Here is a 26,779-nt window from a genome sequence, read left to right as displayed (position 1 = left end):
AGAGGAGAAAATGTGAACATACCATTTTCTCCTTTTTTCCATAACAGATTGAAAGCGGGAATCAGATGAGAAGTTTATTAAAAAAGGATTCAAGCAAGGCACTGCTTTTTGCTGGATTCATTGTGTTGATGTTGGTCTTTTTTATGCTCAGTATTTCCCTTGGGCAAACCTCTATTTCCCTCAAAGCCACCATCCATGCTTTTCTTCAATTTGATGAATCGGATCCAAACAGTGTCATTGTCATGACATCCAGATTATCAAGAGCTTTAATCGCAACGGTCGTTGGATCTAGCCTGGCGATTTCAGGTGCACTCATGCAGGCATTGACAAGAAATCCGCTTGCGGCGCCTGATTTATTAGGAATTAATGCAGGCGGGCTATTTTTTATCGTGATTTCGATTGTTTTCTTTTCAACAGAGTCGTTAACAGGCTATATGTGGACAGCCTTTCTAGGCGCAGCGATTGCTGGGATGCTCGTTTTTCTATTGGGCTCCATTGGAAGAGATGGATTGACGCCGGTCAAAATTGTCCTTGCAGGTGCGGCAATATCTGCACTGTTTGCGTCTTTTACACAAGGTCTTTTAATCGTGAATGAACAGTCGATTCAAAGTATTCTGTTCTGGATGGCTGGTTCAGTGTCTGGAAGAAGCATTGATATGTTAATCCCTGTTTTGCCTTATATTTTAGGTGCGACTATTGTGGCGCTGCTTCTGGGACGTTCTATTAATGTTCTTTTGTCGGGAGACGATATTGCCAAAGGACTTGGCCAGCGTACACTGCTGCTGAAAATAACGATGGGTGTACTCGTTGTCTTTTTAGCAGGTGGTTCTGTCGCTGTTGCTGGTTCAATTGGTTTTGTTGGTTTTCTTGTGCCGCATATTGTGAAAAAGCTTGTCGGGCCTGACCACCGCTGGGTACTGCCGTATTGTGCCGTAGTGGGGGCGTCGCTTTTACTTGCCGCGGATCTGGCGGCTCGTTTTCTGATCATGCCGCAGGAAGTGCCGATTGGTGTCATGACGGCGGTAGCAGGAGCGCCTCTATTTGTTTATCTCGTGCGCAAGGGGTTGAAGACAGGTGGCTAAAACATATACAGTGCGTTCTAAAGGCGGGCGCATTTCATTTCAATTTTCAAAGCGGACGTTTTTGATTTTACTTTTATTGACGGCCATTGCCTTTGGCTTATTTATTCTCAGTCTCAGTATGGGAAGCCGGTTCATTCAGCCGGTCGATGTGCTGCTTCATTTAATCGGTCAGGGAGAGGGGAATTCCTTTGTGTTAAATACGCTGAGGATTCCACGAACGCTGCTGGCTGTCTTAGTCGGAGCCGCGCTTGCGGTATCAGGGCTTATTTTGCAAGGATTGATCCGCAACCCGCTGGCATCACCTGATATCATTGGAATTACAAGTGGTGCTTCGTTTGGTGCGATTATGTTCATCGTCTTTTGGATGGGCACTGTGCCCATTGCTTATCAATCCTTATGGGCGATTGCGGGTGCTTTTGCAGTATCGTGCCTGATCTATTTGCTTTCATGGAAAAAAGGGGTCAAGCCGATCACACTTGTCCTGATGGGAATCGGGATTTCTGCCATTATGAAGGCATGTGTGACGTTTACGCTTGTACTTAGTGATACGATGACAACGACAAAGTCATACATCTGGCTGACGGGCAGCTTATATGGTTCTACGATGAAAGACGTCACTGCGATGCTTCCTTGGGTGATGATCATTTTACCGATTGTCATGGTGTTAGCAAGAACGATGAATGTAAAAGAACTTGGCGATGATCTTGCAACAGGTCTCGGGGTAAAAGTGCAGGCGAAACGATTATTCTTTCTCCTGATGAGTGTGACATTGGCTGGTGTTGCAGTCGCATTTGCAGGAGGCATTGAATTTGTTGGACTCATGGCGCCGCACGTTGCACGGATGATTATTGGCCGTTCTTTCATAGCACTTGTCCCAGCATCTGCGCTTGTTGGAAGTATTCTCGTGATGCTGGCTGATCTTGTGGCTAGAACCGCATTTCTACCGTTAGACGTCCCAGCAGGTGTATTTACGGCGGCCATTGGTGCACCATTCTTTATTTATTTGTTATATCAACAGCGAAATCGATAAACAGAAGATGGGGGTTTTGATATGAGGCCAGAGTGGGTTGAGAGAGAATTACTTGATTTTGGGGTACACATCACAAATGGACCAATGACATCTGATCGCACACTTGCTGCGCTTTTTTCAGAAGCAGCCGTCATGCGTTTATTAGAAGCTGAAAAGGAAGCGATGCATGCACCGAATCTGGCGGTAGCAGCCTCTATGTTTTCAAAGCGGTACGCCTACTTAGCTGTCAGTTCCTCTTTATACTTGATGACGCTGTATGACGGTGTCTATCAGTTTCCACCAGCAGCATGTGCATTTAGAGAGGATCGGAAAATTGAATTGGATGAGACGGCGTCTTCGTTTGTTCCACTAGAAGGAGACAGGCATGAGTGGAGAGAGAAGGTCGTGCGTGCACTGTTTACGGAGTGTGTCACGCCTCTTTTAGACGTGCTGAACCGCACATCAAAACTCTCTTATCGTATTTTATGGGAAAATGTAGCGGTTCGAATCAACTCTCTTTATCGAAGCATGATGCGGGAAGCGGAAGAACCTGCGGTGAAGCAGCGTGTGCGGGAGGATTATCTGTATCTGAAGCAAGCGGCTGGTGATGTATTCGGAGCTCAGCAAAATCCATTTCAGCACAGCCTAAACCTAGACGACAGTTTACTAGAAACATCCAACCGGAAGACCTGCTGTATGTATTATAAGCTTGAGAAAAAATCGGAGAGTCTCGATTATTGTCTTGTTTGTCCGCTTGAACAAAAGAAAGGCACTGCTTGCTCGTAGCAGTGCCCTTTTTTTATTCCCAAATCTCGCCTGCCCATTCAGGATGATCAATAAAAGGGTTGCGGTTGTGCTGATACGTTTGATAGATAATCTCATTGCGGTTCCGTTCGATTTGATCGACTGGGTCCTGCTTGTGCCATTTGAGAAGTACAGACATTTTGCCGTGAAGGGGAGAGCTTCCATTATTCACTTTGTCGTTCAATTCTAAATCTGGAAAGCGGTCATCGCCTTCGTAGCGAACCGCCATATAAAAGAGCATTCTCGCGACATCTCCTTTGACCCGGCTGTGAGGTTCGAATGAGTCGCTGTCGTAGAAGTTGCCCGGCGCTCCTTTGTATTCATTACCACCCGTGTCAAAATCTAAATTTCCGCGTGTGCTGTTCGTTTGCACATCTGTCGCACGAAGGTGATGGAGATCTGTCCCAGGCCCTTGGCTTGTCCCGAAATTGCCGTGAGACTTGGCCCAGACATGCTCCCGGTTCCACTGGCCCACATTTCCGCCATTCGACTGCTTTGAGCGGGAGGCACCACTATAAAGCAGCAGCACATTGTTTGGGTTATTGGGGTCTTCATCTGTTTCCTTTAATGCATTCCAAACCTGGCTGTAGGAGAGCTGCGTATGATCATCAATGATATCGTGTAAGGCTTTCTTAAGAGCGGGTCCTGACTTGCCAGCAGCAGATTGGTAATAGGAATCGATTTGACTTGTGGCGGCAGTTTGCGTTTGTTGTGCAGATGTTTCGTTTTGAAGCTGTAACGGGGAAAAGGTGATCGTTTGACTAGGTTCACTCAGATTGAAACCTTGAGCATTAGCAGCTGGAGGCAGCGGGGCGGCGAATGTGCCGAATATCATGATTCCGGCGGCCACAGTTCCAAATAAAGTTCTTTTCATTCGATTTCCTCCTTGATAGGGAATGTATTCTCTTTATTTCTATCATATTACCATGAAGAAATAAATGGATTCCTCGTAAATTTTATGTAATAAGTTCGTAGGAAAAGAGATTGCTATTTTAAGCGCATTCCTGTATAAGTGGGCTTATAAGAATGGACAGCAAGGGAGAGGATGGATCACGTGAAAGAACTGCAAACACCTTCAAGAACGATTATGACACCGGGACCCGTAGAAGTAGACCCGAGAGTACTCCGTGTAATGAGCACGCCTATTCTCGGTCAATTTGATCCAGCATTTACACACATTATGAATGAAACAATGACCTTATTGCGGTCACTTTTCCAAACAGAAAACAAATGGGCTTATCCAATCGACGGTACGTCACGTTCAGGGCTTGAAGCTGTGCTCGCCAGTATGATTGAGCCGGGAGATTCAATGCTTGTGCCTGTCTTTGGCCGTTTCGGTCACCTGCTCATTGAAATAGGACAGCGCTACGGTGCTGAGGTACATACAATGGAATGTGAATGGGGGACGGTTTTTGATCCTGACGACATCATCAAAGAAATAAAGCAGGTCAAGCCTAAAATCGTTGCCATGGTTCATGGGGAAACATCCACCGGGCGATTACAGCCGCTCAAGCAAATCGGGCAAGCATGCCGGGCTCTTGATGCGCTGTTCATTGTAGACGCTGTGGCAACCATTGGCGGTGTCGAGGTAAAAGTGGATGAATGGAAAATTGATGCGGCGGTTGGCGGCACGCAGAAATGTTTATCTGTTCCATCAGGTATGTCACCTATTACGTATAATGACCGGGTCGCAGCTGTCATTGAATCGAGAAAGAAAGTAGAAAAAGGCATTGCGACACAGGATGAATTACAAAAACAAATGGACATTTCTCCAATCAAAAGCAATTATTTTGATTTAAGCCAGCTTCAGGATTATTGGAGCCCAAGACGATTAAATCATCATACAGAAGCGACAACGATGCTCTATGCACTGCGAGAAGGGGTTCGTCTTGTGCTGGAAGAAGGGCTGTCTGAACGTTTTCAAAGGCACGCATTTCATGAGAAAGCCTTGATGAAAGGTCTTGAAGCAATGGGGCTTGAATTATTTGGTGATCCAGATTGTAAAATGCCGGTTGTGACTTGTATTGTCATTCCAAGTGGTATTGACGGAGAAGCGGTCCGTACCGACCTGCTCCATCATTTTGGGGTTGAGATTGCAAGCTCCTTTGGACCGCTTGCCGGCCGTATATGGAGAATTGGGACAATGGGCTACAGCTGCCGAAAGGAAAATGTGCTGTTTGTGTTAGCAGGGCTTGAAGCGATCCTCATCAAACATGGTGCGTCTATCCATTGCGGAGCAGGGCTTCAGGCGGCTCTTTCTATCTATGAACAAGCTGAATAACGATATCTAAAATACCCGCCATTGGCGGGTATTTTTATTTTGGAAAAGAACGCTAATTTTTGAAAAACTAGACTTATAGATGAGGTTATCGCTATACTGGAGAAGTTCTCACCATTTTTGTCATCATTTTCATTTATTTTGCAGAAAGAGGTTTTTATATGAAGAAGATGGGCAGATTATACATTTTGATGCTCAATATTTTTATTGCCATGCTTGGCTTTGGCCTCATTGTACCTGTTATGCCGAGTTACATCGAAGCCTTTGGTGCAACAGGGAAAACACTCGGTTTTCTTGTCGCTGCAACAGGTTTTACACAATTTGCGTTATCGCCGGTTGCCGGGGCACTGACCGATCGATTTGGACGAAGAAAATTGATCATTGCGGGGATTGCGGGTTTTACGATTGCTCAGTTTATTTTTGCTTTTGCTGATCAGCTTTGGATGCTGTTCGTGTCTCGGTTTTTAGGCGGTGCTGCTGGGGCTTTGCTTATGCCGGCCATGTTTGCATACATCGCTGATATCACAAGTGAAAAGGATCGAGGGAAAGGAATGGGTCTATTCAGTGCAGCGATGACACTAGGTTTTGTCATTGGACCGGGCGTAGGCGGCTATTTGGTTGAGTACGGGATCGCATTTCCATTTCTGATTGCCGGTTCCTTGGCTGCTCTTTCTACTTTGTTATCCATCCTCTTCTTACCTGAAACATTAACAAAGGAAAAACAGGAAGAGGCGCGGCTCAACAAGGATATTCATTTCAATCCTTTTGTACAAATGATCGAGGCTCTAAGGACATCGTACGGCTTTTTGTTTATCTTGGCCTTTGTCCTCAATTTCGGAATCATTCATTTTGAATCGATTTTCGGCTTATATGTAGACCAAAAACACGGATTTTCACCTAAAGATATTGCGTTTGTGATTACGGTTGCAGGTCTTGCCGGGGTGCTTGTCCAGGGTGCGTTAGTGAATGTTTGTGTGAAACGATTTGGGGAGATGAGAGTCGTGCGTTATGCGCTGTTAGGTGCGGCTTTCATGCTGATCGCCTGCCGTTTTGCGCCGTCCTTTTGGTTGATTTTTACAGGTTCGATTTTATTTTTATCGGCTACGTCATTCGTCCGTCCAGCCCTCAATACATTGCTGTCCAAGATGGCAGGCAATCAGCAAGGGGTAGCAGGCGGTCTCAATACATCCTTTATGAGCCTTGCCAATATCATCGGACCGAGTCTTGCGGGTATATTATTTGATATGAATATTGAGTTTCCTTTTATGTTTGGAACACTGGTGCTTTGCGTAAGCTTCGCTGCATCCATCATGTGGGGGAAAAAAGTGCAGCATGCTCATGCAGCGCAAGGAAGATTGTAGTTGATCTACAGTCTTTTTTTATTGAATGAAATGTATTTAGAAAAATTTCAATTAGAAATAGTATATATTTTATCTAAATGAATAGTAGAGTTTATCAATATTTCTAAGAGGGAATCCATATATTTAGGTCTTTGAGATCAATAAAAACTTGTTAATAAAATACTAAATTATACATTTTGTGTAAAAAGTGATTGATTGGTTTTTTCCGCAATGGTAACATCAATCTCGACAGCATGAGGTAACTGAGATAATCAAGAGAAAAGGGGATAGAAAATGAAGAATTTTATGTTTGCCATTATATTTTTTATCGTCACCATGTCTAGTACAGCCGTGCCTTCAGCAGTTCATGCGGCAGAAATTGATCATGACAAGGTAGTTGGTTTTAGAGAAGTCAACCCAACAACTGTTACACAAAAAGCGGCGAAAAAATTTCAGCCTTATTTGAAAGTATGGCATGGATGTGTACCATTCCCAGCTGTAGATGCTGCTGGAAACACAAGCAGAGGGTTAAAAACGAGCGGTTCACATAATGGTGGATGCAGCAGTAATATCGGTCAAGTATATTCACGTTCAGATTGGTACAATGGCAGCTGGGCGATTATGTATGCTTGGTATTTCCCAAAAGATAATCCTTCACCAGGCTTAGGTCATCGTCATGATTGGGAATCCATTGTCGTTTGGATTGACAATCCAGCTGTAGTCAATCCGCGTGTTCAATCGATTGCTTACTCAGGTCATGGACAATATAAGAAAGTAGCACCGAGTGCAGCAAGTATTTTAGGGACAAATCCTTTAGTAGGTTATGATAGCAACTGGCCATTAAATCATGAGTTGAATGTAAGCGGCAATGTGAGCGGAAAAGGAATGCAGCCTATAATTGGCTGGGATGATCTAACGCCGGCTGCAAGACATGCACTGAATACAACAGACTTTGGTAGTGCAAACGTACCTTTCAAAGATAGTAACTTTAAAAACAATTTAGCAAAAGCGTGGTATCGATAAGGGTTAACCATGATTAAAAACCGATCATCTAAAAATGATCGGTTTTTTTATAAACAAAATCGCTTCATCTCTCATATTTCACGACAGGTGATTTTTCTTTATGAAGCGCACGAATCATCGCTTCATCTACGTGTAAATGCTCTTTCACTAATTGAGGCGGGGTTAAGGCCATCCACTGATTCAACGAAATATCTGCAAACCGGTCACTTTTAAAAATCTCTAAAAACCAAAGGCTCGTTTGGCCGATATTTTGGATGTAATGCCCCATGCCAAAAGGAACATATCCAACATCACCTGCTCTGTAATTAAAGGTGCGGGCAGTACCTCCTGCTCCAAAGACCGTCATTTTAGCTGTACCTGTTAAATAGTATTGCCACTCATCATTATTAGGGTGCCAGTGCATTTCTCTCATGCCGCCAGGTTTTACTTCAACAAGTGCAGCCGCAATAGTTTTTGAAATCGGGAAATTCCGTGAATCGACAATTCGGACGGTTCCGCCAGAGGTCGTTATCGGTTTTTGACGAAGAAGCTGGTGCGTAAATGGCGGCTTAATGCTGCCGTATGGGTCAGATACCATTTGGCTTTCTAAGGATGACGGCGGCGAGCCTTGAAACATATAGCGCTGCTTTTTCGGAATATGGTCAAACAATTTCTTAGGAACACCAAAATTGGCGGAGAGAATCTCTTTCGGTGTATGGGCAAACCAGTCTGTGATCGTGAATGTATCAAATTCAGAAAAATCGCCATCATCAAATACAAGAAGGAACTCACAACCATCCTCAAGTCCTTGAATAGAGTGCGGGATACCAGGTGGAAAATACCACAAATCACCTTCTTCTATATCAGCGATCATATTTCGCCCTTCTGCATCTACAGATGTGATGCGGGCTTTGCCTAAAATCATATACGCCCATTCCGCCTGCTTATGCCAATGAAGCTCACGAACACCTCCGCGTGTGAGCCGCATGTTGACACCTGCAATCGTTGTTGAAACCGGCAGCTCCCGCTTTGTAATTTCCCTCGACCAGCCGCCGTGATTCAAATGCATGTGTGTATCAGAAAATGAAAATTTTAAATTGGGGATTGTTCCGGCATCGGTTTTAGGGGGAACGAGCATATCTGGGTTCTCTATATCTCGAAGGACATCGCGCGGGCCTAAGTCGGTGGCACCCGCGCCATCCTTTCGAATGGGCTGCGGGATGTGACGGAGCTCATCATCCATTTATCATCCCTCCTTGAGTCTCATTTTTCTCCTCCAAACTATATGAAGTTTCAGAAGAAAAAATTCAATCAGGATGGGATGAGAGAAACATTTGAATACGGAATGCTAAGCGCAGCCGCAATGTTGCGTCAGAATCTTTTAAGCTGATTCGAAGCAATTCTTCACACTTCTCGAGGCGATAAATGACCGTGTTGCGATGAATGGACAATCGTTTGGCTGTTTCTGAAATGTGGCAATGGGTTTCTAAATAGACAGATAAGGTGTGAAGAAGGCTTTGATCGACTTGTGATGGTTCAGATAACGGGTGAAGGTGGAGCTGGTGAAACGTGATCATATCCTTTCTTGGAATGAGCCTTAGTAAATCTGGCACATCCTTCGCTTGATAAAATTGAATATATTCAGTACGCGATGAGAGATGTCCTGTTTGAAGAGCCTCTAATGCTTCATTGTAGCCTTCAGACAGATGGGAGATGAGGCAGCCTGTCAAGCTCACCCCAAAAGAAATAGTATGATTCACTTGCAGTTTAACAAGCATCTGCAACTGTTTTAAAAAAGAGCTGAGCCTGCCGCTAACCTCCGGCCAACTGCCAGTCTCCTCCATCAATACAACACCCATATCACCTTTTAAAAACAGAAAGGCAGGAAATGGGCAGCTTGGAAGTGCACTTTCGAGCAGATCAACCATTTGATCTAAAACCATTTGCTGCTTCATAAAACATGTGGAATCACTGCGCTCGTCAAGCTGACAGATCATACATAGATAGCGGCATTCGGCGTTTAATTCAAACGTCTGAGCGAAATGTAAGGGATCTTGCTGAGAAGACGGTGTCCTCTCTATCCATCTACGAAAGCCCTCATTTCTAGCACGCTTGGCCGTTTGCACGGCGGCATATTGTCTCATACGTGCAATTGACATTTCGTTTACTGCTTTTGCAATGATCCCATGCAAAGTTTTATTCTGCGGGTGAATGAAAGAAGGGATGACCAGATAATCACATGTTTGTTCGTTTAGATCAATTGGAAAGATGGAAAAGGTTTGTTTTGCATGTATCATTGAAAAAGAATGAGTTGTCCTGCTTTGGAAAAAGGGGAGAATGTGCATCCATTCTGGGCTCGTGATCATGGGGTGCGAGGTATAGAGAATACGTCCATGCTGGTTAAACAAATAGATGGGCTTGTGAATCTTTTTGGCCAATTCTTGTAAAATTTCAAACTGATTATCGTCTATGTTCATATCCACTGGGTCTCCTTTATTGGTGAAGATGAATAAAAAAATGGACAATCACTGTCAACATCTCTGATATGCATTTTATGTTATCAGCTAAAATCATTTTAGATAGAAAGTTGTCAATTCATATAACAAACAAACAGAGCGTCAGGACAAAATCACGTGCCGCCAGTCATCTTCATTCAGAATTACGAGCAAATATGATATGTTGTAGACAGAAGAATTTCTTTCAGAAATATGGGTATCACAAGGAATAAAGGCTTTGATGTGAGGAAGCCGTCTATACATGAGAGTGGCAAGAGGTGAGAAACATGATTTATATCGGATTAACTGGCTGGGGAGATCATGACAGTCTTTATCCGCCGAGAATCGGCAGCGCGCAAAAGCTGTTTCACTACGCATCAACGTTTCCGATTGTGGAACTGGATGCCAGCTTTTATGCGGTTCAGCCTGAGCGTAATCATGAAAAGTGGATAAAGGATACGCCAGATGACTTTCAATTTGTTGTGAAAGCATACCAAGGAATGACTGGACATCAAAGGGGCGAGATTCCGTTTGCTTCGAAGGAGGACATGTTTGATGCATTTATTCTTTCGCTGACTCCGCTCATTCGTGAAGGGAAACTGGCCATGGTGCTCTTTCAATTTCCACCTTGGTTTGATTGCAAAAAAGAGCACGTTCACTATTTAAGATGGTGTAAGGAGAAGATGGGCGATATTCCATGTGCACTCGAATTCCGAAACCGTACATGGTTTTCAGAGGAATTCTATGAGCAGACTTTGTCCTTTATGGAAAAGGAAGGATGGATTCATTCCGTCTGTGATGAACCGCAAGTCGGAGAAGGCTCCATTCCGCCAGTCATACAAGCTACACACCGTGATAAAACCTTGGTCCGATTTCACGGGAGGAATAAACAGGGCTGGCTTCACCCGGCAGACCATGAGAATTGGCGTGAAGTAAGATACTTATATTTATATAATGAAGCTGAATTAAAAGAGTGGAAAAAGAATCTCGACATCCTGCATCAGCAATCGAAAGATGTCTATGTCGTGTTTAATAATAACTCTGGCGGAGATGCAGCGGCGAATGGCCAGCAGATGATTGATTTGCTGGATATCACCTATTCAAACCTGTCTCCGAAGCAGTTAGATTTATTTAGTTAACCGAGAGCTGACTGAAGCTTTCAACCTGAATGAGACGGTCAGTGACAACTTGAGGGAGAGATCAACATGCTGCAGAAGCTATGGTTATATCATACAAACGACTTGCACAGCCACTTTGAGAACTGGCCAAAAATTGCAGCTTATATTGAAGAAAAGCGTCAAGTTCACGATCAGATGCTCTTGTTTGATATTGGCGACCATATGGATCGAGTGAACCTCGTATCCGAAGCGGATTATGGAAAGGTAAACGTCAAGCTCCTCAATCAGCTTGGCTATGATGGAGTCACGATCGGGAATAATGAAGGCATTACGCTGCCCCATGATCAGCTGGATCACTTGTATGAGAATGCACAATTTCCAGTGGTCCTGTCTAATTTATTTGAGAAAGGCAAAAGGCCATCATGGGCAAAGCCCTATCATATGATCACAATGGAAAACGGACTGAAGATATGTCTCTTAGGCGTGACCATTGCGTATACACCTGTATATGAAAAGCTGGGCTGGAACATTACTGATCCGTTTGACAGCATACGGGACATGCTGCAGGAAGTGAAGGGACAGGCAGATGTCATTGTGCTTTTATCCCATCTCGGTATCATCCATGATCGAGAGGTCGCCCGTGATTTCCCTGACATCGACATCATCCTAGGGTCACACACGCATCATCTGTTAGAACAAGGTGAAATGGACAATGGTGTGCTGCTTGCATGCGCTGAAAAGTATGGGCATTATATTGGCTGTGTTGAGCTGACGATCGATACAGCGCGCAAAGAGCTGATAGAGAAAAAAGCGACAGTACAGTCAGTAGATCAGCTCATCAGTGAATCAGATGAAGCCATCACCACCTTACAGCAAGCAGAAAGAAGAGCGAAAGCACTCATGCAGGAAAAAGTGACAACGATTGAGTCGAAGCTAGAAACGAAGTGGTTCGACGAATCTCCGCTTCCGCAGCTCTTAACAGATGCCATTAAAGATTGGTGCGGAGCAGATATTGGCATGATGAATGCAGGAATGGTGCTTGATTCATTAGAGGCAGGGATCGTCACAAGAGAAGAAATCCACCGGATATGTCCGCATCCCATTAATCCCATTCGGGTGACGCTTACCGGTCAACAGCTGATCGAAACAGTTCGACGGGGCTGTGAAGAAAAAATGGAACAGCTGCGCATCAAAGGCTTCGGATTTAGAGGTGAGCTAATGGGGAAAATGCTATATAGCGGACTCAGCTATACGTTAGAGGAAGGCGATGCCAAACGGGTGAAGGATGTCTTTGTACATGGTCAATTGATCAAAAAAGACGCCTCCTATACAGTTGGCACAGTCGATATGTATACATTAGGCTCTCTTTTTCCTCATATCCGTGATCACGAACACATTGAATATTTCATGCCTGAATTTTTACGTGATGTTCTGACATGGCGCTTGAAGGAAGCCACTTGAAATCCGCTTCAGCCTAACAACACGCGCCCTCTTTTCACATAGATTGTGATGAGAGGAGTGAAGGGATTTGGTGAATTTAACACCTATTACAATTGATGGCCATTCCTTTACAGCGGTCACCGTCAAGCTGCCGAAGACAAATTTTATGGCAGTATCAAATGAACATGGGTATATTATGTGCGGTGCACTGGATGTCGGGCTCTTGAATGAAAAGCTTGCAGATAGAGGAATTATTGCAGGAAGAGCAGTTGGTGTAAGAACCATTGAGCAATTGCTCGATGCTCCTTTAGAATCTGTGACATACGCCGCAGAAGCGCTGGGCATCTCAGCTGGAACAATTGGAAGAGATGCATTATTAAAAATGGTGAAATAAAATAGAGAGATGATTCCTATCCCCCCGCCTGTCTGCATACACATGTAATGGAGAAGGGGGGATTTTTTATTGAGAATGAACCGCCGTTATCGCCCCTACAAGAAGGGCCCTTTGCCATTTCGTTACGTCATGCTGCTTGCGATCTTATTCTTTGTGCTCTCAACCGTGATTAGTTTATTTTTTATCAACCGATCCATTAAACCTACCCTTATTCACATTGCTGAACTCGAAACAGAGCGCATCGCCAATCACCTCATACAATATTCAGTGCAAGACTTTGCAGATGATCAGGAGAATATGAAGGATATGGTGGTCATGAATACAAGTGAGAACGGAAAAGTGACGACCATCGATTTTAATGCGCAAGCAACATCGAAAGCAATGGCTGACCTCTCGCGTCATCTTCAAAAAAATTTAGAGGACATTGAAAAGGGGAACTTTCAAAAAGAGGCAAAAGAAGCATTAAAGGATCAAACAGATGGACATGACGGCATTATATATAACATTCCGCTTGGGCAAGCATCCGGAAATGCACTCATCGCCAACCTCGGACCAAAAGTGCCTGTGCGCTTTAGTGTGATTGGTGATCCGCATACGGACGTTGAAAAAAACATTAAGCCTTATGGTATCAACAATGCCTTGATTGATATTAGTGTTCTGATCGAGGTCAAGGTAAGAGTCATTATCCCATTTGCTTCTGAAACAATCGTAGTTAAAAACTCTGTTCCTGTCTCCATACAAGCCGTTCAAGGAGACGTACCAGATTATTATAATGGCAGTGGAACAAACTCAGGTGCTCCATCAATTGTTCTCCCAGAGAAAAAGGAGAAAAAGGAATAACAGCCCAACAAAGATTGGGCTGTTATTTACTTTCGTTTCCGTTCAGCTCTTTCCCACGCCCTCAAATAAGGATATGGATCAAATGACCATTCCGTTCTGCCGTTGTCTTTGTACATGCCATAGTGAAGATGCGGCGGAAACTTTCCTGCAGTGCCAGGAGGGCCGTAACCGGAGCTTCCGACAGACCCAATCACCTGGCCAGGTTCAACAATTTGACCTGTCTTGAGTCCTTTCGCAAAGCCATTTAAGTGAGCGAAGTAATGATAATGATTATGAATATCTCGAATACCTATCCGCCAGCCGCCAAAACGGTTCCAGCCTTTCATTTCAATCACGCCATACGATGTCGCACGAACGGGAAGTCCATAATGGGCAAATAAATCGGTTCCCTCATGAATTCTTCTGCCTCCAAACCCTCTCGCATCTCCCCATGTACTTCGGTAGCTGTAGTCAGCTCCAACTGGAAGAGGAAAAGCATGCTTTCCAAGATCAAGATGGCCGTAGTGCTTATATAGCTTCATAAAAGATGAAATGATTCCAACGGTTTGATCACGTCCATAATAGTCCCATAAGCCAATTTTTAATTGATCAATGCTGCTGCCGTAGTGAAGCAAGTATTGAGCAAACGTGAACAATACATCCTCATCGTCATCGCTGCTTGCTTTGCCATCCCCATTTCCATCAAGACCAATTCCGTCAAACACTTTAATGCTTAAAGGAGAGGTATCCTGTTTATTCGGGTTTTCTGGTCCAATCCACATTTCCCGGGGGATGTAGATGCCAATGACGCCTTTTTGTTTCGGTAAATCTCTTCTGCTTTTTCGAATATTGTGTTCATACTGATCAACTGCAGCAAGTACATACCATGGAACCTGTGTTGTGATGGAGACTTTTTCATATAGGGCCATTCTTTGCTTCAATTCATCTGGCTGCTTGCCCGTCCCTTTTGCATGAACAGGTAAAGGGAGCATTGAAAGAGCAATCATGATGGCTAAGACCACTTTCACAAACGTTCATCTCCTTTCATCGAGCATTGTCTTCTACCGTTTAGTGTGGTTAGATCACTCTATTTCATAAGAAGAAAATGTTAGTAATTTTCTTCTGTTTTTTTAGGAGGCTTTTGGGTATTTTTGCAGCTCATTCCCTTGTTGTTCAATCTGTACTATGTTAAAGTGTCTAAAGAAAAGGCTTTAGGCCGAAGATTCAATTTTTTGCAGCTTCTTGGCTGCATCCATCGTATATAGCAGGAAGATTTTTGTAGATGCACCTTTAACGAATTCATATGGAGATGATGGAATTGGCAAAGAAGGAAGAGCACGTAAAAAAACCGGACTGGCTTAAAATTAAGCTGAATACGAATGAAAACTATACCGGTTTAAAGAAAATGATGCGGGAAAACAACCTGCATACCGTTTGTGAGGAAGCAAAATGTCCGAATATTCATGAATGCTGGGCAGTGAGAAGAACCGCTACATTTATGATCCTTGGATCTGTTTGTACGCGCGCATGCCGTTTCTGTGCGGTGAAAACTGGACTTCCGACTGAGCTTGACCTGCAAGAGCCAGAACGCGTGGCAGATTCAGTAGCCTTAATGAATTTAAAGCACGCTGTCATAACAGCGGTTGCAAGGGATGATCAAAAGGATGGCGGAGCAGGTGTGTTCGCTGAAACCGTTCGTGCGATTAGAAGAAAAAGCCCATTCACGACCATTGAAGTTCTCCCTTCAGATATGGGCGGTAATTATGATAACTTGAAGACGTTAATGGACACTCGTCCTGACATTTTAAATCACAACATTGAAACAGTTCGCAGATTAACGCCAAGAGTTCGTGCGCGTGCTACATATGAACGTTCATTAGAATTCTTGCGTCGTGCAAAAGAAATGCAGCCCGACATTCCAACAAAATCAAGCATTATGATTGGACTCGGTGAAACGAAGGAAGAAATCATTGAAGTCATGGATGATCTTCTTGCCAATAATGTGGATATTATGGCGATTGGCCAGTATTTACAGCCTTCGAAAAAGCATTTGAAAGTTCAAAAATACTACCATCCGGATGAGTTTGCAGAGCTGAAGGAAATTGCGATGTCAAAAGGTTTTAGCCACTGTGAAGCTGGGCCGCTTGTGCGCTCTTCCTACCATGCAGATGAACAAGTAAACGAAGCGTCTAAAAAACGTCAGGCGCAAGCATAACAAAGAAAACGCCAGAGCTCTCTGGCGTTTTTCTCGTATTAATTTTGGCCGTAAGGGGCGTCTCTTCTCATCGTACGGTCGGAATTCGTCATCCCATTTGCATCTTCTTGATTCGATATGTTCCCGCCTTGAGGGGAATACTTCATTTGCTGAATCGTTTTGGTTAAAATTTGGTCAAAATCACGTGAATTGGTTTGAAGACGTGAAAAATTGGCAATGGATTGAAAGTGCTCTGGATTATCAGAGACGTATACATGATAATAACGAGGGAGAACAGAAACCGCCGTTTTCTTTACTTGATCGGCAGATTCATCACGGTTTTTGTTTCCTGTTCGATACACGATGAGTGCATCCTCATCTGTCACAAGTGTGGCTGCATCTTTGATGTTTGGCAGCTGCACCGTTAAACTTGTAATCACGTGGGCAAGATGCTCACGATTTAAAGCAGGGGTTCTTTCTTTTTGATCCGTTACTTGCTGGCGCTGATAACGAACATATCCTGCTCTGTTTGTATCTGCTTCTGGCATGTTGGAATTATTTCCTTCATGACGATCCGACAGACGGATGGTTTTACTTGAAGAATCTTCATCCACTTGCCGGTTCATACCTGATTGAAAGCCGCACCCGCCTAAAAGCATGCTGAGGAGAATCGCGGCTGTTAGTTGTTTCTTCATAAATGTGACCTCCTTTTTCCTTTAGCTTCGTCTAAATCGGAAAAAACATGCTTTAGCAATTGATGGAGTTCTTCCAATGAATTATCATTAAAGATGGATCGTTTAAAAAGAGGTGAGAAGATGATCGTCGTTCAGAATGCTACCTTTGATCTTGTAAGAGATATCAAAGACGGCTTTAATGAAGAAGCGTTTAAAGCAAGGTACTCAGATATTTTAAATAAGTATGATTATATTGTGGGGGACTGGGGCTATAATCAGCTCAGGCTGAAAGGGTTCTTTGATGACCAAAACCAAAAGGCCACATTTGATACTAAAATCAGCACACTCGATGAATACATTTATGAATACTGTAATTTTGGCTGTGCCTATTTTGTCTTAAAGCGAATCAGAAAATAACGCAAAGGGGAGCGTCATAATGTATTTCGTAGACAGAAAAAAGATTGAAGAGACATTACGTTTTTTCGAGGAGCAATATGGATTGATGCAGAGTCATCAAACATGGACAAGTCCTCTAGAGAAAAAAGCGCTGGAACGAATTGTTCATTTGCTCGTCGAATGTATTCTTGATACTGGAAATGACATGATTGATGGCTTTATTATGCGTGACCCAGGAAGCTATGATGACATCATGGATATACTTGTTGATGAAAAGGTTGTACCAGAAGTGGAAGGAAGTCAGCTGAAAAAGCTTGTCTCATCCCGCAAAACACTTGTGCAGCAATATCAGGAAGTGGTTCATCATGACTTATTGCAGGTGATCAGCGAAGTAGAGCAGGCGCTAGAGGTCTTTCCAAGCCGCATCCGTACCTACTTGGAACAGGAGCTTGGCCCAGTATCAGCGTTTAAATAAACCATTGGAGTTGTGAGCATCATGAAATACAAAGGCTATTTAATTGATTTAGACGGGACCATGTATAAAGGAACAGAAAAGATCGAGGAAGCAGGTCAATTTGTTCAAAAGTTAAATGAGTTGAACATCCCTTACTTGTTTGTCACGAATAACTCATCACGTACGCCAAAGCAGGTAGCGGAAAAACTCGTTTCATTTGATATCCCAGCAACAGAAGAACAAGTGTTTACAACAAGTATGGCGACGGCCAATTATATTGCTGAACAAAAGAAAGATGCGTCAGTTTACGTGATCGGTGAAGAAGGAATCAAGCAGGCCATTGAAGAAAAGGGGCTGACGTTTGGTCAGGAAGACGCAGATTTCGTTGTTGTTGGAATTGATCGAGGCATTACATATGAAAAATTAGCAGTAGGTGCGATTGCCATTCGTCAAGGCGCACAATTTGTCTCAACAAATGGAGATATAGCTATTCCAACAGAAAGAGGGCTTTTGCCAGGGAACGGCTCGTTAACATCCGTACTGACCGTGACGACAACGGTTCAGCCAACATTTATCGGAAAGCCGGAATCCATTATTATGGAACAAGCGATGCGTGTACTTGGGACAGATGTATCTGAGACGCTCATGGTGGGTGATAACTATGATACGGATATTATGGCAGGAATGAATGCAGGAATGGACACATTACTCGTCCATACAGGTGTGACAACAAAAGAGCTGCTTCAGAAGTATGAAAAGCAGCCAACCTTTGTCATTGATTCATTATCCGAGTGGATTGAGCGATTATCATAAAAAAAGAGGACAAGCGTTATGCGCGCGTCCTCTTTTTCTTTATTCCGCATTTCTTGCACTATGTGCCAACCTGCTTGATGCGGCAGCAGCAATAGCGCCAACAATGTCATCTAAAAAGGTGTGGCATTCGCCTGTGGATTTATCGTTGAGTTTCCCCAGAATACCTGGTTTTTCTTTATCGATATATCCGTAATTTGTAAAGCCGATTGAACCATAAATATTGACGATAGCAAAGGATAAAATTTCATCAACGCCATACAAGCTTTCGTCCGTTTCAAGTATTGATTGAAGCGGCTCAGTCAGCTTTTTTTGTTCGGCGAGTACGTCTAGTTCAACGCCCGTTAATATCGCATTTTGGACTTCACGTTTTGCGATGACACGCTCCACATTGTGGATGCACTCTGTCATGTCTAAGCCAGGATGATATTTTTCCTGTAAAAAGTAGACAAGGTCTGCTATATCTTGAATGGTTACGCCTCGTTCTTGTAAACGGCGTCTTGCTGTTTTTTCTACTTCGTTCATCTCATGATGATGCGGCATGTATTCCTCACCCAATCCTCGTAATTTGTCCACAACGTGTAAAAAGCTTCGGATAGTAAATAGTATTCATAAATCCCTCAACCTGCGACTACGATATGATAAGAGATTGATCATAGGAACGCAGGTGAAAACATGAAAGAAACCATTTATCACACATTTGGTATTGATGTTCGTCAATTTACGCCATATGGCAGTTATCAGAGCTTTCAAACGGCGGAGGCTCTCTTCCTCATTGTTCCTGTGTCTCATTTGCGAGAAGAAGAACTCTCGGAGTTGTATCATATCAGTCAGTATTTACTGAATGCTGGAGACCCATACGTCGCTGTGTTTGAATTAACAAATGAAGAGAAGCCCACCTTTACTCATGGAAAGGAGCAGTACGCTTTATTAAAAGCGGCGCCACCGATCTCAAGCCGCTCGTTTCAGCAAGCGTCAGAGCTGGCAGCCTTTCATGTCAGGGGAAGAGGCTTTCCATATGAAGTATCCGAAACAAAACGTGTCGGTGCCTGGAAGGAATTATGGGCAAAACGATTAGATCAGCTCGAAGGCTTTTGGATGCAGCAAATGCATCAAAAACCGCTGGAACGGTTTGAACAAAAATTCATTGAATCGTTTCCGTATTATCTTGGATTAACGGAAAATGCCATTCAATATTTAGTCGATACTGAGCTTGATGATGAACCGAAAGAAGGTGACTCAGGCACTGTCTGTCATCAGCGCTTTTCACGTATGACATGGCCGCATGAGCAGCCGCTGCGTTTACCTGTGGATTGGGTCTTTGATCATCCAACCCGTGATATTGCCGAATACTTAAGAGAGACCTTTGTACAGCATAAGGAAGATTTAATTGAAGAAGGCTTTTCCTTTCTTCAGCAATATGAGGAGGTGACACCTCTTTCCTCCTTTTCAAAGCGTTTGTTATACAGCCGCCTGCTGTTTCCGCTTCATTACTTTGAAATTGTGGAAGGCTACTATATGTCAGGAGAAAATGAAAAGTCATACTATGAAGAGCGGTTAGATTACGTCTTAAATGATGCCAATCGCTATGAATACTTTCTAAAGGTCTTTCAAGAAATGAGTGCCATGCGAAGCGGCGGGAGCCCCATTCCGGCTGTTGGCTGGATTCAGCCTGCAGCTGATTTGAAGTTTCAGTGAACAGACGAAACGTCTCTTTTCTCTTGAGGCGTTTTTCGTTATGCTTAAAGAAATCAATTAAAGGAGTGTTCTTCTTGCCAAAACCTTATGTCTATATCACAAGAAAGCTGGATGAAGCATCACTTACACCATTAAAAGAAGTCGCTCATGTTGAGATGTGGCAAAGCGAGGATGAGCCGTGTCCAAGAGAAGAGTTAGAAACACAAGCTGCTAAAGCGGATGCGCTTCTCACCATGCTGTCAGATCAAATAGATGAGCCGCTAATATCAAAGGCTCCAAATATCAAGGTGGTCGCAAACCTTGCTGTTGGCTATGACAATATTGATCTTGAAGCAGCCAAAAAGCACGGAATCACCGTATGTCATACACCAGACGTCTTAACAGAATCGACGGCGGATTTAGCCTTTGCTCTTCTGATGGCGTCAGCTAGACGCATTGTCGAGGCGAGTGATTGGATTAAGGATGGAAACTGGACAGGCTGGGGGCCGCTTCTTCTTGCCGGTGCTGATGTTCATCACAAAACGCTCGGGATTGTCGGAATGGGCAGCATTGGAACAGCACTTGCCAAGCGGGCCAAAGGCTTTAATATGAATGTCCTTTATCATAATCGTTCAAGAAAACCCGAAGCAGAAGCGCAGCTTGGCGTGACCTATGCGGCTTTTGAGGAACTGCTCAAGCAGTCTGATTTCATCGTCTGTCTGACGCCGTTAACCCCGGAAACGAAAGACATGTTTAATGAAAAAGCATTTGATCTGATGAAGAACTCTGCTTATTTCATTAACGTATCAAGAGGACAGACTGTGGATGAGGATGCTTTATACGAGGCTGTCACAACAGGAAAAATTGCCGGCGCTGGTCTGGATGTATTTAGACAGGAACCTGTCAGTCCGTCTCATCCGTTAACGACATTACCTAACGTCACAGTACTTCCTCATATTGGAAGTGCTAGTGTCGAAACAAGAAAAACAATGATGCGTTTATGTGCTGAAAATATTGCGCTTGTCTTACAAGACGAGCCAGCCAAAACGCCGGTTCGTTTATAATATAAGGCTTCCCGGTGTTCGGGAGCTTTTCTAACAAAAATATTTCGAAAATATAGAATCTTGATATAAATAGCTGTTAAGCGGTTTCATTCTGACAATCTCTTATTTTATTACCTTGTCAAAATGAGGATACCCCTTTATAATGTGTGTACATTGAATGTCTGTGTAAGGTTAACAAATGTCTTTTTAGAGAGGACATTTACGTAGAAAGGTGGAATTTCAGGTGAAGGCAATTCGAGTTGGGCTATTAGGATTAGGAACAGTGGGAAGCGGTGTCGTAAAAATTATCCAAGACCATCAGGATAAATTAATGCACCAAATCGGCTGTCCGGTATTAATACAAAAAGTGCTTGTGAGCAATCCCGATAAAAAAAGAGATGTGGATGTCGCAAGAGAGGTCTTCACAACTGAAGTATACGATGTGATTAGAGATCCAGAGGTCGACGTCATCATTGAAGTGATGGGCGGCATTGAAGAGACAAAACAATATTTAATAGATGCGTTGAATGAGAAGAAGCATGTCATTACAGCCAATAAAGATTTAATGGCGCTTTACGGTACGGAGCTTTTACATGTAGCGAAAGAAAATGGCTGTGATCTTTATTATGAAGCAAGTGTCGCCGGAGGAATTCCGATTCTGCGTACGCTGGAGGAAGGGCTGGCCTCTGACCGAATCACGAAGATGATGGGGATTGTGAACGGTACAACGAATTTTATTTTAACGAAAATGAATGTCGATAAAAGCGCATATGAGGATGTCTTAAAAGAAGCACAGGATCTAGGCTTTGCAGAAGCAGATCCGACAGCTGATGTAGAAGGACTGGATGCAGCAAGGAAAATGGCGATTCTTGCAAGGCTCGGCTTTTCCATGAATGTAGATTTAGAGGATGTCAAGGTGAAAGGTATTTCTGATATCTCTGATGAGGATATTAATTTCAGTAAGCGGTTTGGCTATACAATGAAGCTGATCGGAATTGCTCAGCGGGACGGAGAGAAAGTAGAGGTCAGCGTTCAGCCAACCTTACTTCCTGATCATCATCCATTATCATCTGTCAACAATGAATTCAATGCGGTGTATGTCTACGGAAGTGCTGTAGGAGAAACGATGTTTTACGGACCTGGAGCAGGAAGTCTGCCAACGGCAACAGCTGTTGTATCAGACTTAGTCGCAGTAATGAAAAACATGCGCCTTGGCGTGAACGGAAGCGGATTTATCGCACCGCAGTTTGAGAAGAAGATCAAATCCTCATCAGAAATATTTGCTCAGCAATTTTTAAGAATTCATGTTAGAGATCAAGTCGGGGCATTCTCCCGCATTACATCTATTTTTTCTGAAAGAGGCATCAGCTTTGAAAAGATCCTTCAGCTTCCTGTGAAAGGACATGATGAGCTGGCTGAAATTGTGATTATTACACATCAGACCTCAGAAGAAGATTTCTCAAATATCCTGCAAAAATTAAACGACCTCGACGTGGTGGTTCAAGTGAAGAGCACGTACCGAGTAGAAGGGAACGGTTTAAGCCGATGAAATGGAATGGACTCATTGAAGAATTTCAAGAATTCTTACCAGTAAACGAATCTACACCTAAACTAACATTAAATGAAGGGAATACACCGCTGGTCCACCTCGCCAAGCTTTCAGAAAAGCTGGGGATTGAGCTTCATGTGAAAACAGAAGGCGTCAATCCAACAGGCTCTTTCAAGGATCGAGGAATGGTCATGGCCGTTGCAAAGGCGAAAGAAGAAGGCAATGATACGATCATGTGCGCCTCAACAGGGAATACCTCTGCAGCAGCAGCGGCTTATGCAGCTCGTGCTGATATGAAATGTATTGTCATCATTCCAGACGGGAAAATTGCCTTCGGTAAGCTTGCACAGGCCGTCATGTACGGAGCAGAAATCATTGCCATTGACGGCAACTTTGATGATGCACTGAAAATCGTCCGCAGCATCTGTGAAAAAGCGCCGATTGCCCTTGTGAACTCGGTCAACCCTTATAGAATTGAAGGACAAAAGACAGCGGCATTTGAAATCTGTGAGCAGCTAGGCTCTGCCCCGGATGTACTGGCGATTCCTGTTGGAAATGCCGGGAACATCACGGCCTACTGGAAAGGCTTCAAGGAATATCATGAGAAAAAGGGAACAGGACTGCCTGTCATGCGCGGTTTTGAAGCAGAAGGTGCAGCGGCAATCGTTCGAAATGAAGTGATTGAGCAGCCAGAAACAGTGGCAACGGCTATCCGTATCGGAAATCCAGCGAGCTGGAAACAAGCTGTGGCAGCCGCAGATGAATCAAACGGAAAGATTGATGAAGTGACTGATGAAGAAATTCTTCATGCATATCAATTGATTGCACGTGAAGAAGGTGTGTTTGCAGAGCCGGGCTCATGTGCGTCGATTGCGGGCGTTCTAAAGCAGGTGAAATCTGGAGAAATCAAGCCAGGCAGTAAAGTTGTTGCGGTACTAACAGGCAATGGGCTGAAAGATCCAAATACGGCTATCGATATTTCACAAATCAAGCCGGTCACACTCGATGCAGATGAAGATCAAATTCTTGAACACTTAGAAAAGGCCGCACGCGTATGAGTGAAGCCTCCATGCTTTTTTCAATCACAGTACCGGGAAGCACTGCCAATTTAGGACCAGGCTTTGATTCAGTTGGAATGGCGCTCAGTCGCTATTTAAAGCTATCGGTCTATGACCATGATAGCTGGCTGTTTGAAGCAGAAACAGATGTCGTGTCTGGGATTCCATCAGGCACCGACAACCTGATTTATCAAACAGCCAAAAAGGTCGCAGATGACTTTGGAAAAACACTCCCGCCTGTTCATGTCAAAGTGTGGAGTGACATTCCATTGGCACGGGGGCTTGGCAGCAGTGCTGCTGCCATCGTGGCCGCCATTGAACTCGCCAATCAGCTTCTTGAATTAAATATGACAGATGATCAGAAGCTCTTTTATGCAAGTGAGGTAGAAGGTCATCCAGATAATGCGGGTGCTTCTTTATTTGGTGGTTTACTAATTGGACTCCATGAAGAAGACAAAACACATGCCGTGAAAGTGCAGCATGTGGATGTAGATGTCGTCGTGGTGATTCCTTTTTATGAAGTGCTGACAAAGGATGCCCGCGATGTCCTGCCAGAGGATTTCTCCTATAAGCATGCCGTCAGTGCGAGTGCTGTGAGCAACGTCCTTGTGGCCGCCTTAATGACGCAAAACTGGCCGCTTGTTGGAGAAATGATGAATAAGGATTTATTTCATCAGCCTTACCGCACAATGCTCGTTCCAGAGCTGTCGAAGGTAGAGCATGTCGCTTCTCTAAAAGGAGCGTATGGTACGGCTTTGAGCGGTGCTGGTCCGACGATCCTCACCTTAGTGGAAAAAGGGAAGGGAGAATCGCTGAAAGAGCAGCTTGCCCAAAACTTCCCGCATTGCGAAGTCGATTTGCTGACGGTGCCAGTAGAAGGTGTTGTCGTGCAGCATTATCCTGTTAATCAAGTAAAGAACGTGCTGTGAATCTGCACGTTCTTTTTTTATGCTTGTTTTTATGGGAAGAAGCAGGGATTATTATTTAGAGGATCGAACTATTTTTTAAGCATAAAAGGGGGAGATACGTTCATGAAGAAATTGATGACGGCAGAAGATTTAACGAAGATTGTTTCTGTTTCCCATCCGGTTTATTCACCAGATGGAAAAAAGGCAGTCTTTACAAAAGTCACTGTGAATGAGAAAAAAGACGATTACAACATCCACTTATGGGTTCGAGATGAAGAGACAGAGGAGCTGGCACAATGGACATTTGAGGATGGAAAGCATCATCAGCCAGTTTGGTCAAAAGACGGCAGGCAGCTTGCTTTTATTTTACAAAAGCCAAAGGAAGTTCCTCAGCTGGCGCTCATGAAGAGCGAAGGAGGCGGCGTGCGAACTTTAACGACGATTCCTTACGGAGTATCTCATCCTGTCTTTTCTCCAGATGGTGCTTTTCTTTATGCGGCTGTGTCATTGAAACAATCAGAATCTGTTCATGATGAAAAAAAGGAAGAGCAAGATGACTTTGCTCCAGCGGTATATGATGATTTGACCTATAAAGCAGATGGAAGAGGCTTTTTAGATGGGCGTGTCACGCAGATCGTGAAGGTGGATATCGATTCAGGAGAGATAGAGCCTGTCACGAGCGAGCAGGTTCATCATATGAATCATACGATTTCTCCTTGCGGCAAATGGCTTGCCTTTATTCAATTAAATCCACAGATACCTTACATAAGTGACGTGTGTCTTCTGTCATTAGAAGATGGTCAGACAAAAAAGATCACACAAGCAAACGGCGCTTATTCCACCGTATCTTTTTCTCCAAATGGAGAGAGCCTTTTGTATATTGGACATGAGCGCGAATTTCAAAATGCCACCTTTCCATCATTATGGCTGTATGATCTGAAGGAAGACAAGGCGGTTCAGCTGTCAGAAATGCTCGATATGTATGTTGGAAACTGTATGGCAGGAGATAGCGTGATGGGAGAGGTCTATCAGCTTCCGCAGTGGACAAAGGACAGCCAAGGGTTTTATGCGCTTGTTTCTGATCAAGGCAGTACAGGGATTTATTATTTCTCTATTGAAGGTTTAGCCTATCCTGTTCGACTAGAGGCGGAACATATCACCAATTTCAGCCTTCATCCAGATGAATCCAAACTGCTGCTCAGCCGGCTTTCACCTGTCTCACCAAGTGAGCTGTATGAGATGACATTAGGGGAGACAGAACTAAAGCAAATCACATTCGAGCATCATGATTTTCTAAAGGAGCATATCGTATCGGAACCTGAACCATTTTCTTTTCAGTCAAAAGATGGAGACGAGGTGCATGGCTGGTTTATGAAGCCTTCCAAGATGGAAGAGGGAAAGAAATATCCGCTCATTCTAGAGGTTCATGGCGGACCGCATGCGATGTATGGTCATACGTATTTTCATGAATTTCAAATGCTCGCTTCTGAAGGCTATGCCATCGTGTATATCAATCCGCACGGCAGTCATGGGTATGGACAGATGTTTACCGATCGCGTGAGAGGAAGCTATGGTGACGTTGATTATGACGATGTCATGCAGGCTGTTGATCATGTGCTCACAGTCTATGATTTCCTTGATGAAACAAGACTTGGCGTGACAGGCGGCAGCTATGGGGGATTTATGACCAACTGGATTGTCGGTCAGACCGACCGCTTTCGCGCAGCTGTCACACAGCGCTCCATTTCAAACTGGATTAGCTTTTACGGCATCAGTGATATCGGTTATTTCTTTACAAGGTGGCAGATTGATGGGGATATTTATGATTCCGTCGATAAGCTATGGGATCGTTCGCCGCTAAAATATGTGAAGCAGATGAACACGCCGCTGCTCATCTTGCACAGTGATGAAGATTATCGCTGTCCAGTTGATCAAGCAGAGCAGCTTTTTGTGGCCTTGAAGGAGCTTGGGAAAGACACAAGATTGGTCAAATTCCCGAAGGCATCTCATGATTTATCCAGAAGCGGCCACCCGGGGCAGCGTATTCAAAGACTGACTTTTATAAAGGAATGGTTTAGAGAAAAGCTAGCCTAATAAAAAACGACCCTTCAGCGTGCTGACAAACCCTCGCATTCGGTGTCAGTCCTGCGTGCTGGAGCTCACGAATAGAAAATTCGCTCCGCACCAGTACTCGTCCTTCCTAGACTTCAAGGGTTTTCATATCACGCTGAAAAG

The 26,779-nt window shown here is 43.9% G+C and carries 26 protein-coding genes; 20 read left to right on the top strand and 6 right to left on the bottom strand.

Features of this window, described 5'->3' with window-relative positions:
- The first annotated feature begins 65 nt into the window (after positions 1-65).
- The 3 genes from AAYR28_RS14940 to AAYR28_RS14930 are packed head-to-tail and all read left to right on the top strand — an operon-like array spanning position 66 to position 2,877.
- Positions 66-1,082: a FecCD family ABC transporter permease gene (locus AAYR28_RS14940; RefSeq protein WP_034282660.1), complete on the top strand. Its 1,017-nt coding sequence runs from the start codon at positions 66-68 to the stop codon at positions 1,080-1,082.
- On the top strand, positions 1,075-2,112 hold the full coding sequence (locus tag AAYR28_RS14935; protein WP_061110041.1) for a FecCD family ABC transporter permease: 1,038 nt from the start codon (positions 1,075-1,077) through the stop codon (positions 2,110-2,112). The genes AAYR28_RS14940 and AAYR28_RS14935 overlap by 8 nt, the downstream gene beginning before the upstream one ends.
- 21 nt (positions 2,113-2,133) lie before the next feature.
- Positions 2,134-2,877: an IucA/IucC family C-terminal-domain containing protein gene (locus AAYR28_RS14930; RefSeq protein WP_034282655.1), complete on the top strand. Its 744-nt coding sequence runs from the start codon at positions 2,134-2,136 to the stop codon at positions 2,875-2,877.
- Between the two features lie 13 nt (positions 2,878-2,890).
- On the opposite strand, the gene AAYR28_RS14925 is transcribed toward AAYR28_RS14930, so the two are convergent.
- Complete coding sequence (locus AAYR28_RS14925) at positions 2,891-3,769, bottom strand: endonuclease I family protein (RefSeq protein WP_120207631.1); 879 nt, start codon at positions 3,767-3,769, stop codon at positions 2,891-2,893.
- 171 nt (positions 3,770-3,940) lie between these two features.
- On the opposite strand from AAYR28_RS14925, the gene AAYR28_RS14920 reads away from it, so the two are divergent.
- The 3 genes from AAYR28_RS14920 (at position 3,941) to AAYR28_RS14910 (ending at position 7,536) form a co-directional block, all read left to right on the top strand.
- Positions 3,941-5,176 (top strand): pyridoxal-phosphate-dependent aminotransferase family protein, encoded by a 1,236-nt coding sequence (locus AAYR28_RS14920; RefSeq protein ID WP_120207628.1) that lies wholly within the window; start codon positions 3,941-3,943, stop codon positions 5,174-5,176.
- Positions 5,177-5,334: 158 nt separating this feature from the next.
- Positions 5,335-6,534 (top strand): MFS transporter, encoded by a 1,200-nt coding sequence (locus tag AAYR28_RS14915; protein ID WP_120207626.1) that lies wholly within the window; start codon positions 5,335-5,337, stop codon positions 6,532-6,534.
- A 273-nt stretch (positions 6,535-6,807) separates the two neighbouring features.
- Positions 6,808-7,536: an NPP1 family protein gene (locus AAYR28_RS14910; RefSeq protein ID WP_345808870.1), complete on the top strand. Its 729-nt coding sequence runs from the start codon at positions 6,808-6,810 to the stop codon at positions 7,534-7,536.
- Positions 7,537-7,600: 64 nt separating this feature from the next.
- On the opposite strand, the gene AAYR28_RS14905 is transcribed toward AAYR28_RS14910, so the two are convergent.
- Together AAYR28_RS14905 and AAYR28_RS14900 are read right to left on the bottom strand one after the other, a co-directional pair.
- Entirely contained in the window at positions 7,601-8,758 is a 1,158-nt protein-coding gene (locus AAYR28_RS14905; RefSeq protein WP_034282645.1) for an oxalate decarboxylase family bicupin, read from the bottom strand.
- A gap of 64 nt (positions 8,759-8,822) precedes the next feature.
- The gene (locus AAYR28_RS14900; protein WP_120207623.1) at positions 8,823-9,992 is read right to left on the bottom strand and encodes a PucR family transcriptional regulator; all 1,170 of its coding nucleotides are present in this window, start codon (positions 9,990-9,992) and stop codon (positions 8,823-8,825) included.
- Between the two features lie 305 nt (positions 9,993-10,297).
- Between AAYR28_RS14900 and AAYR28_RS14895 the strand changes: the two genes are divergently transcribed.
- The 4 genes from AAYR28_RS14895 (at position 10,298) to yunB (ending at position 13,802) form a co-directional block, all read left to right on the top strand.
- On the top strand, positions 10,298-11,149 hold the full coding sequence (locus tag AAYR28_RS14895) for a DUF72 domain-containing protein (protein ID WP_034282640.1): 852 nt from the start codon (positions 10,298-10,300) through the stop codon (positions 11,147-11,149).
- A 66-nt stretch (positions 11,150-11,215) separates the two neighbouring features.
- Positions 11,216-12,589 (top strand): bifunctional metallophosphatase/5'-nucleotidase, encoded by a 1,374-nt coding sequence (locus AAYR28_RS14890; protein WP_061110035.1) that lies wholly within the window; start codon positions 11,216-11,218, stop codon positions 12,587-12,589.
- A gap of 67 nt (positions 12,590-12,656) precedes the next feature.
- Complete coding sequence (locus AAYR28_RS14885) at positions 12,657-12,962, top strand: YunC family protein (RefSeq protein ID WP_034282637.1); 306 nt, start codon at positions 12,657-12,659, stop codon at positions 12,960-12,962.
- A 75-nt stretch (positions 12,963-13,037) separates the two neighbouring features.
- The gene (gene yunB / locus AAYR28_RS14880; protein WP_034282711.1) at positions 13,038-13,802 is read left to right on the top strand and encodes a sporulation protein YunB; all 765 of its coding nucleotides are present in this window, start codon (positions 13,038-13,040) and stop codon (positions 13,800-13,802) included.
- 26 nt (positions 13,803-13,828) lie between these two features.
- On the opposite strand, the gene AAYR28_RS14875 is transcribed toward yunB, so the two are convergent.
- Positions 13,829-14,773 (bottom strand): M23 family metallopeptidase, encoded by a 945-nt coding sequence (locus AAYR28_RS14875; protein ID WP_259455921.1) that lies wholly within the window; start codon positions 14,771-14,773, stop codon positions 13,829-13,831.
- 326 nt (positions 14,774-15,099) lie between these two features.
- On the opposite strand from AAYR28_RS14875, the gene lipA reads away from it, so the two are divergent.
- Positions 15,100-15,996: a lipoyl synthase gene (lipA, locus tag AAYR28_RS14870; protein WP_120208034.1), complete on the top strand. Its 897-nt coding sequence runs from the start codon at positions 15,100-15,102 to the stop codon at positions 15,994-15,996.
- A 38-nt stretch (positions 15,997-16,034) separates the two neighbouring features.
- On the opposite strand, the gene AAYR28_RS14865 is transcribed toward lipA, so the two are convergent.
- Complete coding sequence (locus AAYR28_RS14865; RefSeq protein ID WP_120207619.1) at positions 16,035-16,670, bottom strand: YhcN/YlaJ family sporulation lipoprotein; 636 nt, start codon at positions 16,668-16,670, stop codon at positions 16,035-16,037.
- A 120-nt stretch (positions 16,671-16,790) separates the two neighbouring features.
- Between AAYR28_RS14865 and AAYR28_RS14860 the strand changes: the two genes are divergently transcribed.
- Genes AAYR28_RS14860 through AAYR28_RS14850 form a run of 3 tightly spaced genes read left to right on the top strand, consistent with a single transcriptional unit; the run spans position 16,791 to position 18,312 of the window.
- Positions 16,791-17,066, top strand: coding sequence for a YutD family protein (locus AAYR28_RS14860; protein WP_024423368.1), 276 nt, complete (start codon positions 16,791-16,793; stop codon positions 17,064-17,066).
- A 19-nt stretch (positions 17,067-17,085) separates the two neighbouring features.
- Positions 17,086-17,520 (top strand): DUF86 domain-containing protein, encoded by a 435-nt coding sequence (locus AAYR28_RS14855; protein ID WP_034282630.1) that lies wholly within the window; start codon positions 17,086-17,088, stop codon positions 17,518-17,520.
- A gap of 18 nt (positions 17,521-17,538) precedes the next feature.
- The gene (locus AAYR28_RS14850; RefSeq protein ID WP_120208032.1) at positions 17,539-18,312 is read left to right on the top strand and encodes a TIGR01457 family HAD-type hydrolase; all 774 of its coding nucleotides are present in this window, start codon (positions 17,539-17,541) and stop codon (positions 18,310-18,312) included.
- A 39-nt stretch (positions 18,313-18,351) separates the two neighbouring features.
- On the opposite strand, the gene AAYR28_RS14845 is transcribed toward AAYR28_RS14850, so the two are convergent.
- Positions 18,352-18,852 carry a phosphatidylglycerophosphatase A family protein gene (locus AAYR28_RS14845; protein ID WP_025094161.1) on the bottom strand — a complete coding sequence of 167 codons (501 nt, stop codon included), beginning with the start codon at positions 18,850-18,852 and terminating at the stop codon, positions 18,352-18,354.
- Between the two features lie 132 nt (positions 18,853-18,984).
- Between AAYR28_RS14845 and yutH the strand changes: the two genes are divergently transcribed.
- The 6 genes from yutH (at position 18,985) to AAYR28_RS14815 (ending at position 26,638) form a co-directional block, all read left to right on the top strand.
- Complete coding sequence (gene yutH, locus AAYR28_RS14840; protein WP_120207617.1) at positions 18,985-20,007, top strand: spore coat putative kinase YutH; 1,023 nt, start codon at positions 18,985-18,987, stop codon at positions 20,005-20,007.
- A 74-nt stretch (positions 20,008-20,081) separates the two neighbouring features.
- Positions 20,082-21,050, top strand: a complete 969-nt coding sequence (locus tag AAYR28_RS14835) for a 2-hydroxyacid dehydrogenase (RefSeq protein WP_111926663.1) — start codon at positions 20,082-20,084, stop codon at positions 21,048-21,050.
- A gap of 223 nt (positions 21,051-21,273) precedes the next feature.
- A complete protein-coding gene (locus AAYR28_RS14830; protein ID WP_041115785.1) occupies positions 21,274-22,578 on the top strand; it encodes a homoserine dehydrogenase in 1,305 nt (434 codons plus the stop codon).
- The gene (gene thrC / locus AAYR28_RS14825) at positions 22,575-23,636 is read left to right on the top strand and encodes a threonine synthase (protein ID WP_034282619.1); all 1,062 of its coding nucleotides are present in this window, start codon (positions 22,575-22,577) and stop codon (positions 23,634-23,636) included. The genes AAYR28_RS14830 and thrC overlap by 4 nt, the downstream gene beginning before the upstream one ends.
- Positions 23,633-24,565 carry a homoserine kinase gene (gene thrB / locus AAYR28_RS14820; RefSeq protein ID WP_345808869.1) on the top strand — a complete coding sequence of 311 codons (933 nt, stop codon included), beginning with the start codon at positions 23,633-23,635 and terminating at the stop codon, positions 24,563-24,565. The genes thrC and thrB overlap by 4 nt, the downstream gene beginning before the upstream one ends.
- Positions 24,566-24,667: 102 nt before the next feature.
- Positions 24,668-26,638 (top strand): S9 family peptidase, encoded by a 1,971-nt coding sequence (locus AAYR28_RS14815; protein ID WP_111926661.1) that lies wholly within the window; start codon positions 24,668-24,670, stop codon positions 26,636-26,638.
- Positions 26,639-26,779 lie beyond the last annotated feature (141 nt).

This window comes from Bacillus safensis (genome assembly GCF_039619585.1).
In the GTDB taxonomy this organism is placed as follows: domain Bacteria; phylum Bacillota; class Bacilli; order Bacillales; family Bacillaceae; genus Bacillus; species Bacillus safensis.
This window is presented reverse-complemented; position numbering and strand designations above follow the sequence as displayed.

Bases quoted from the DNA above. Each gene is read 5' to 3' on its own strand.
- AAYR28_RS14940 (WP_034282660.1), top strand. From the start codon at position 66: ATGAGAAGTTTATTAAAAAAGGATTCAAGCAAGGCACTGCTTTTTGCT.
- AAYR28_RS14930 (WP_034282655.1), top strand. From the start codon at position 2,134: ATGAGGCCAGAGTGGGTTGAGAGAGAATTACTTGATTTTGGGGTACAC.
- AAYR28_RS14925 (WP_120207631.1), bottom strand. From the start codon at position 3,769: ATGAAAAGAACTTTATTTGGAACTGTGGCCGCCGGAATCATGATATTC.
- AAYR28_RS14920 (WP_120207628.1), top strand. From the start codon at position 3,941: ATGGATCACGTGAAAGAACTGCAAACACCTTCAAGAACGATTATGACA.
- AAYR28_RS14915 (WP_120207626.1), top strand. From the start codon at position 5,335: ATGAAGAAGATGGGCAGATTATACATTTTGATGCTCAATATTTTTATT.
- AAYR28_RS14910 (WP_345808870.1), top strand. From the start codon at position 6,808: ATGAAGAATTTTATGTTTGCCATTATATTTTTTATCGTCACCATGTCT.
- AAYR28_RS14905 (WP_034282645.1), bottom strand. From the start codon at position 8,758: ATGGATGATGAGCTCCGTCACATCCCGCAGCCCATTCGAAAGGATGGC.
- AAYR28_RS14900 (WP_120207623.1), bottom strand. From the start codon at position 9,992: ATGAACATAGACGATAATCAGTTTGAAATTTTACAAGAATTGGCCAAA.
- AAYR28_RS14895 (WP_034282640.1), top strand. From the start codon at position 10,298: ATGATTTATATCGGATTAACTGGCTGGGGAGATCATGACAGTCTTTAT.
- AAYR28_RS14890 (WP_061110035.1), top strand. From the start codon at position 11,216: ATGCTGCAGAAGCTATGGTTATATCATACAAACGACTTGCACAGCCAC.
- yunB (WP_034282711.1), top strand. From the start codon at position 13,038: ATGAACCGCCGTTATCGCCCCTACAAGAAGGGCCCTTTGCCATTTCGT.
- AAYR28_RS14875 (WP_259455921.1), bottom strand. From the start codon at position 14,773: ATGCTCCCTTTACCTGTTCATGCAAAAGGGACGGGCAAGCAGCCAGAT.
- AAYR28_RS14865 (WP_120207619.1), bottom strand. From the start codon at position 16,670: ATGAAGAAACAACTAACAGCCGCGATTCTCCTCAGCATGCTTTTAGGC.
- AAYR28_RS14860 (WP_024423368.1), top strand. From the start codon at position 16,791: ATGATCGTCGTTCAGAATGCTACCTTTGATCTTGTAAGAGATATCAAA.
- AAYR28_RS14855 (WP_034282630.1), top strand. From the start codon at position 17,086: ATGTATTTCGTAGACAGAAAAAAGATTGAAGAGACATTACGTTTTTTC.
- AAYR28_RS14845 (WP_025094161.1), bottom strand. From the start codon at position 18,852: ATGCCGCATCATCATGAGATGAACGAAGTAGAAAAAACAGCAAGACGC.
- yutH (WP_120207617.1), top strand. From the start codon at position 18,985: ATGAAAGAAACCATTTATCACACATTTGGTATTGATGTTCGTCAATTT.
- thrC (WP_034282619.1), top strand. From the start codon at position 22,575: ATGAAATGGAATGGACTCATTGAAGAATTTCAAGAATTCTTACCAGTA.
- thrB (WP_345808869.1), top strand. From the start codon at position 23,633: ATGAGTGAAGCCTCCATGCTTTTTTCAATCACAGTACCGGGAAGCACT.
- AAYR28_RS14815 (WP_111926661.1), top strand. From the start codon at position 24,668: ATGAAGAAATTGATGACGGCAGAAGATTTAACGAAGATTGTTTCTGTT.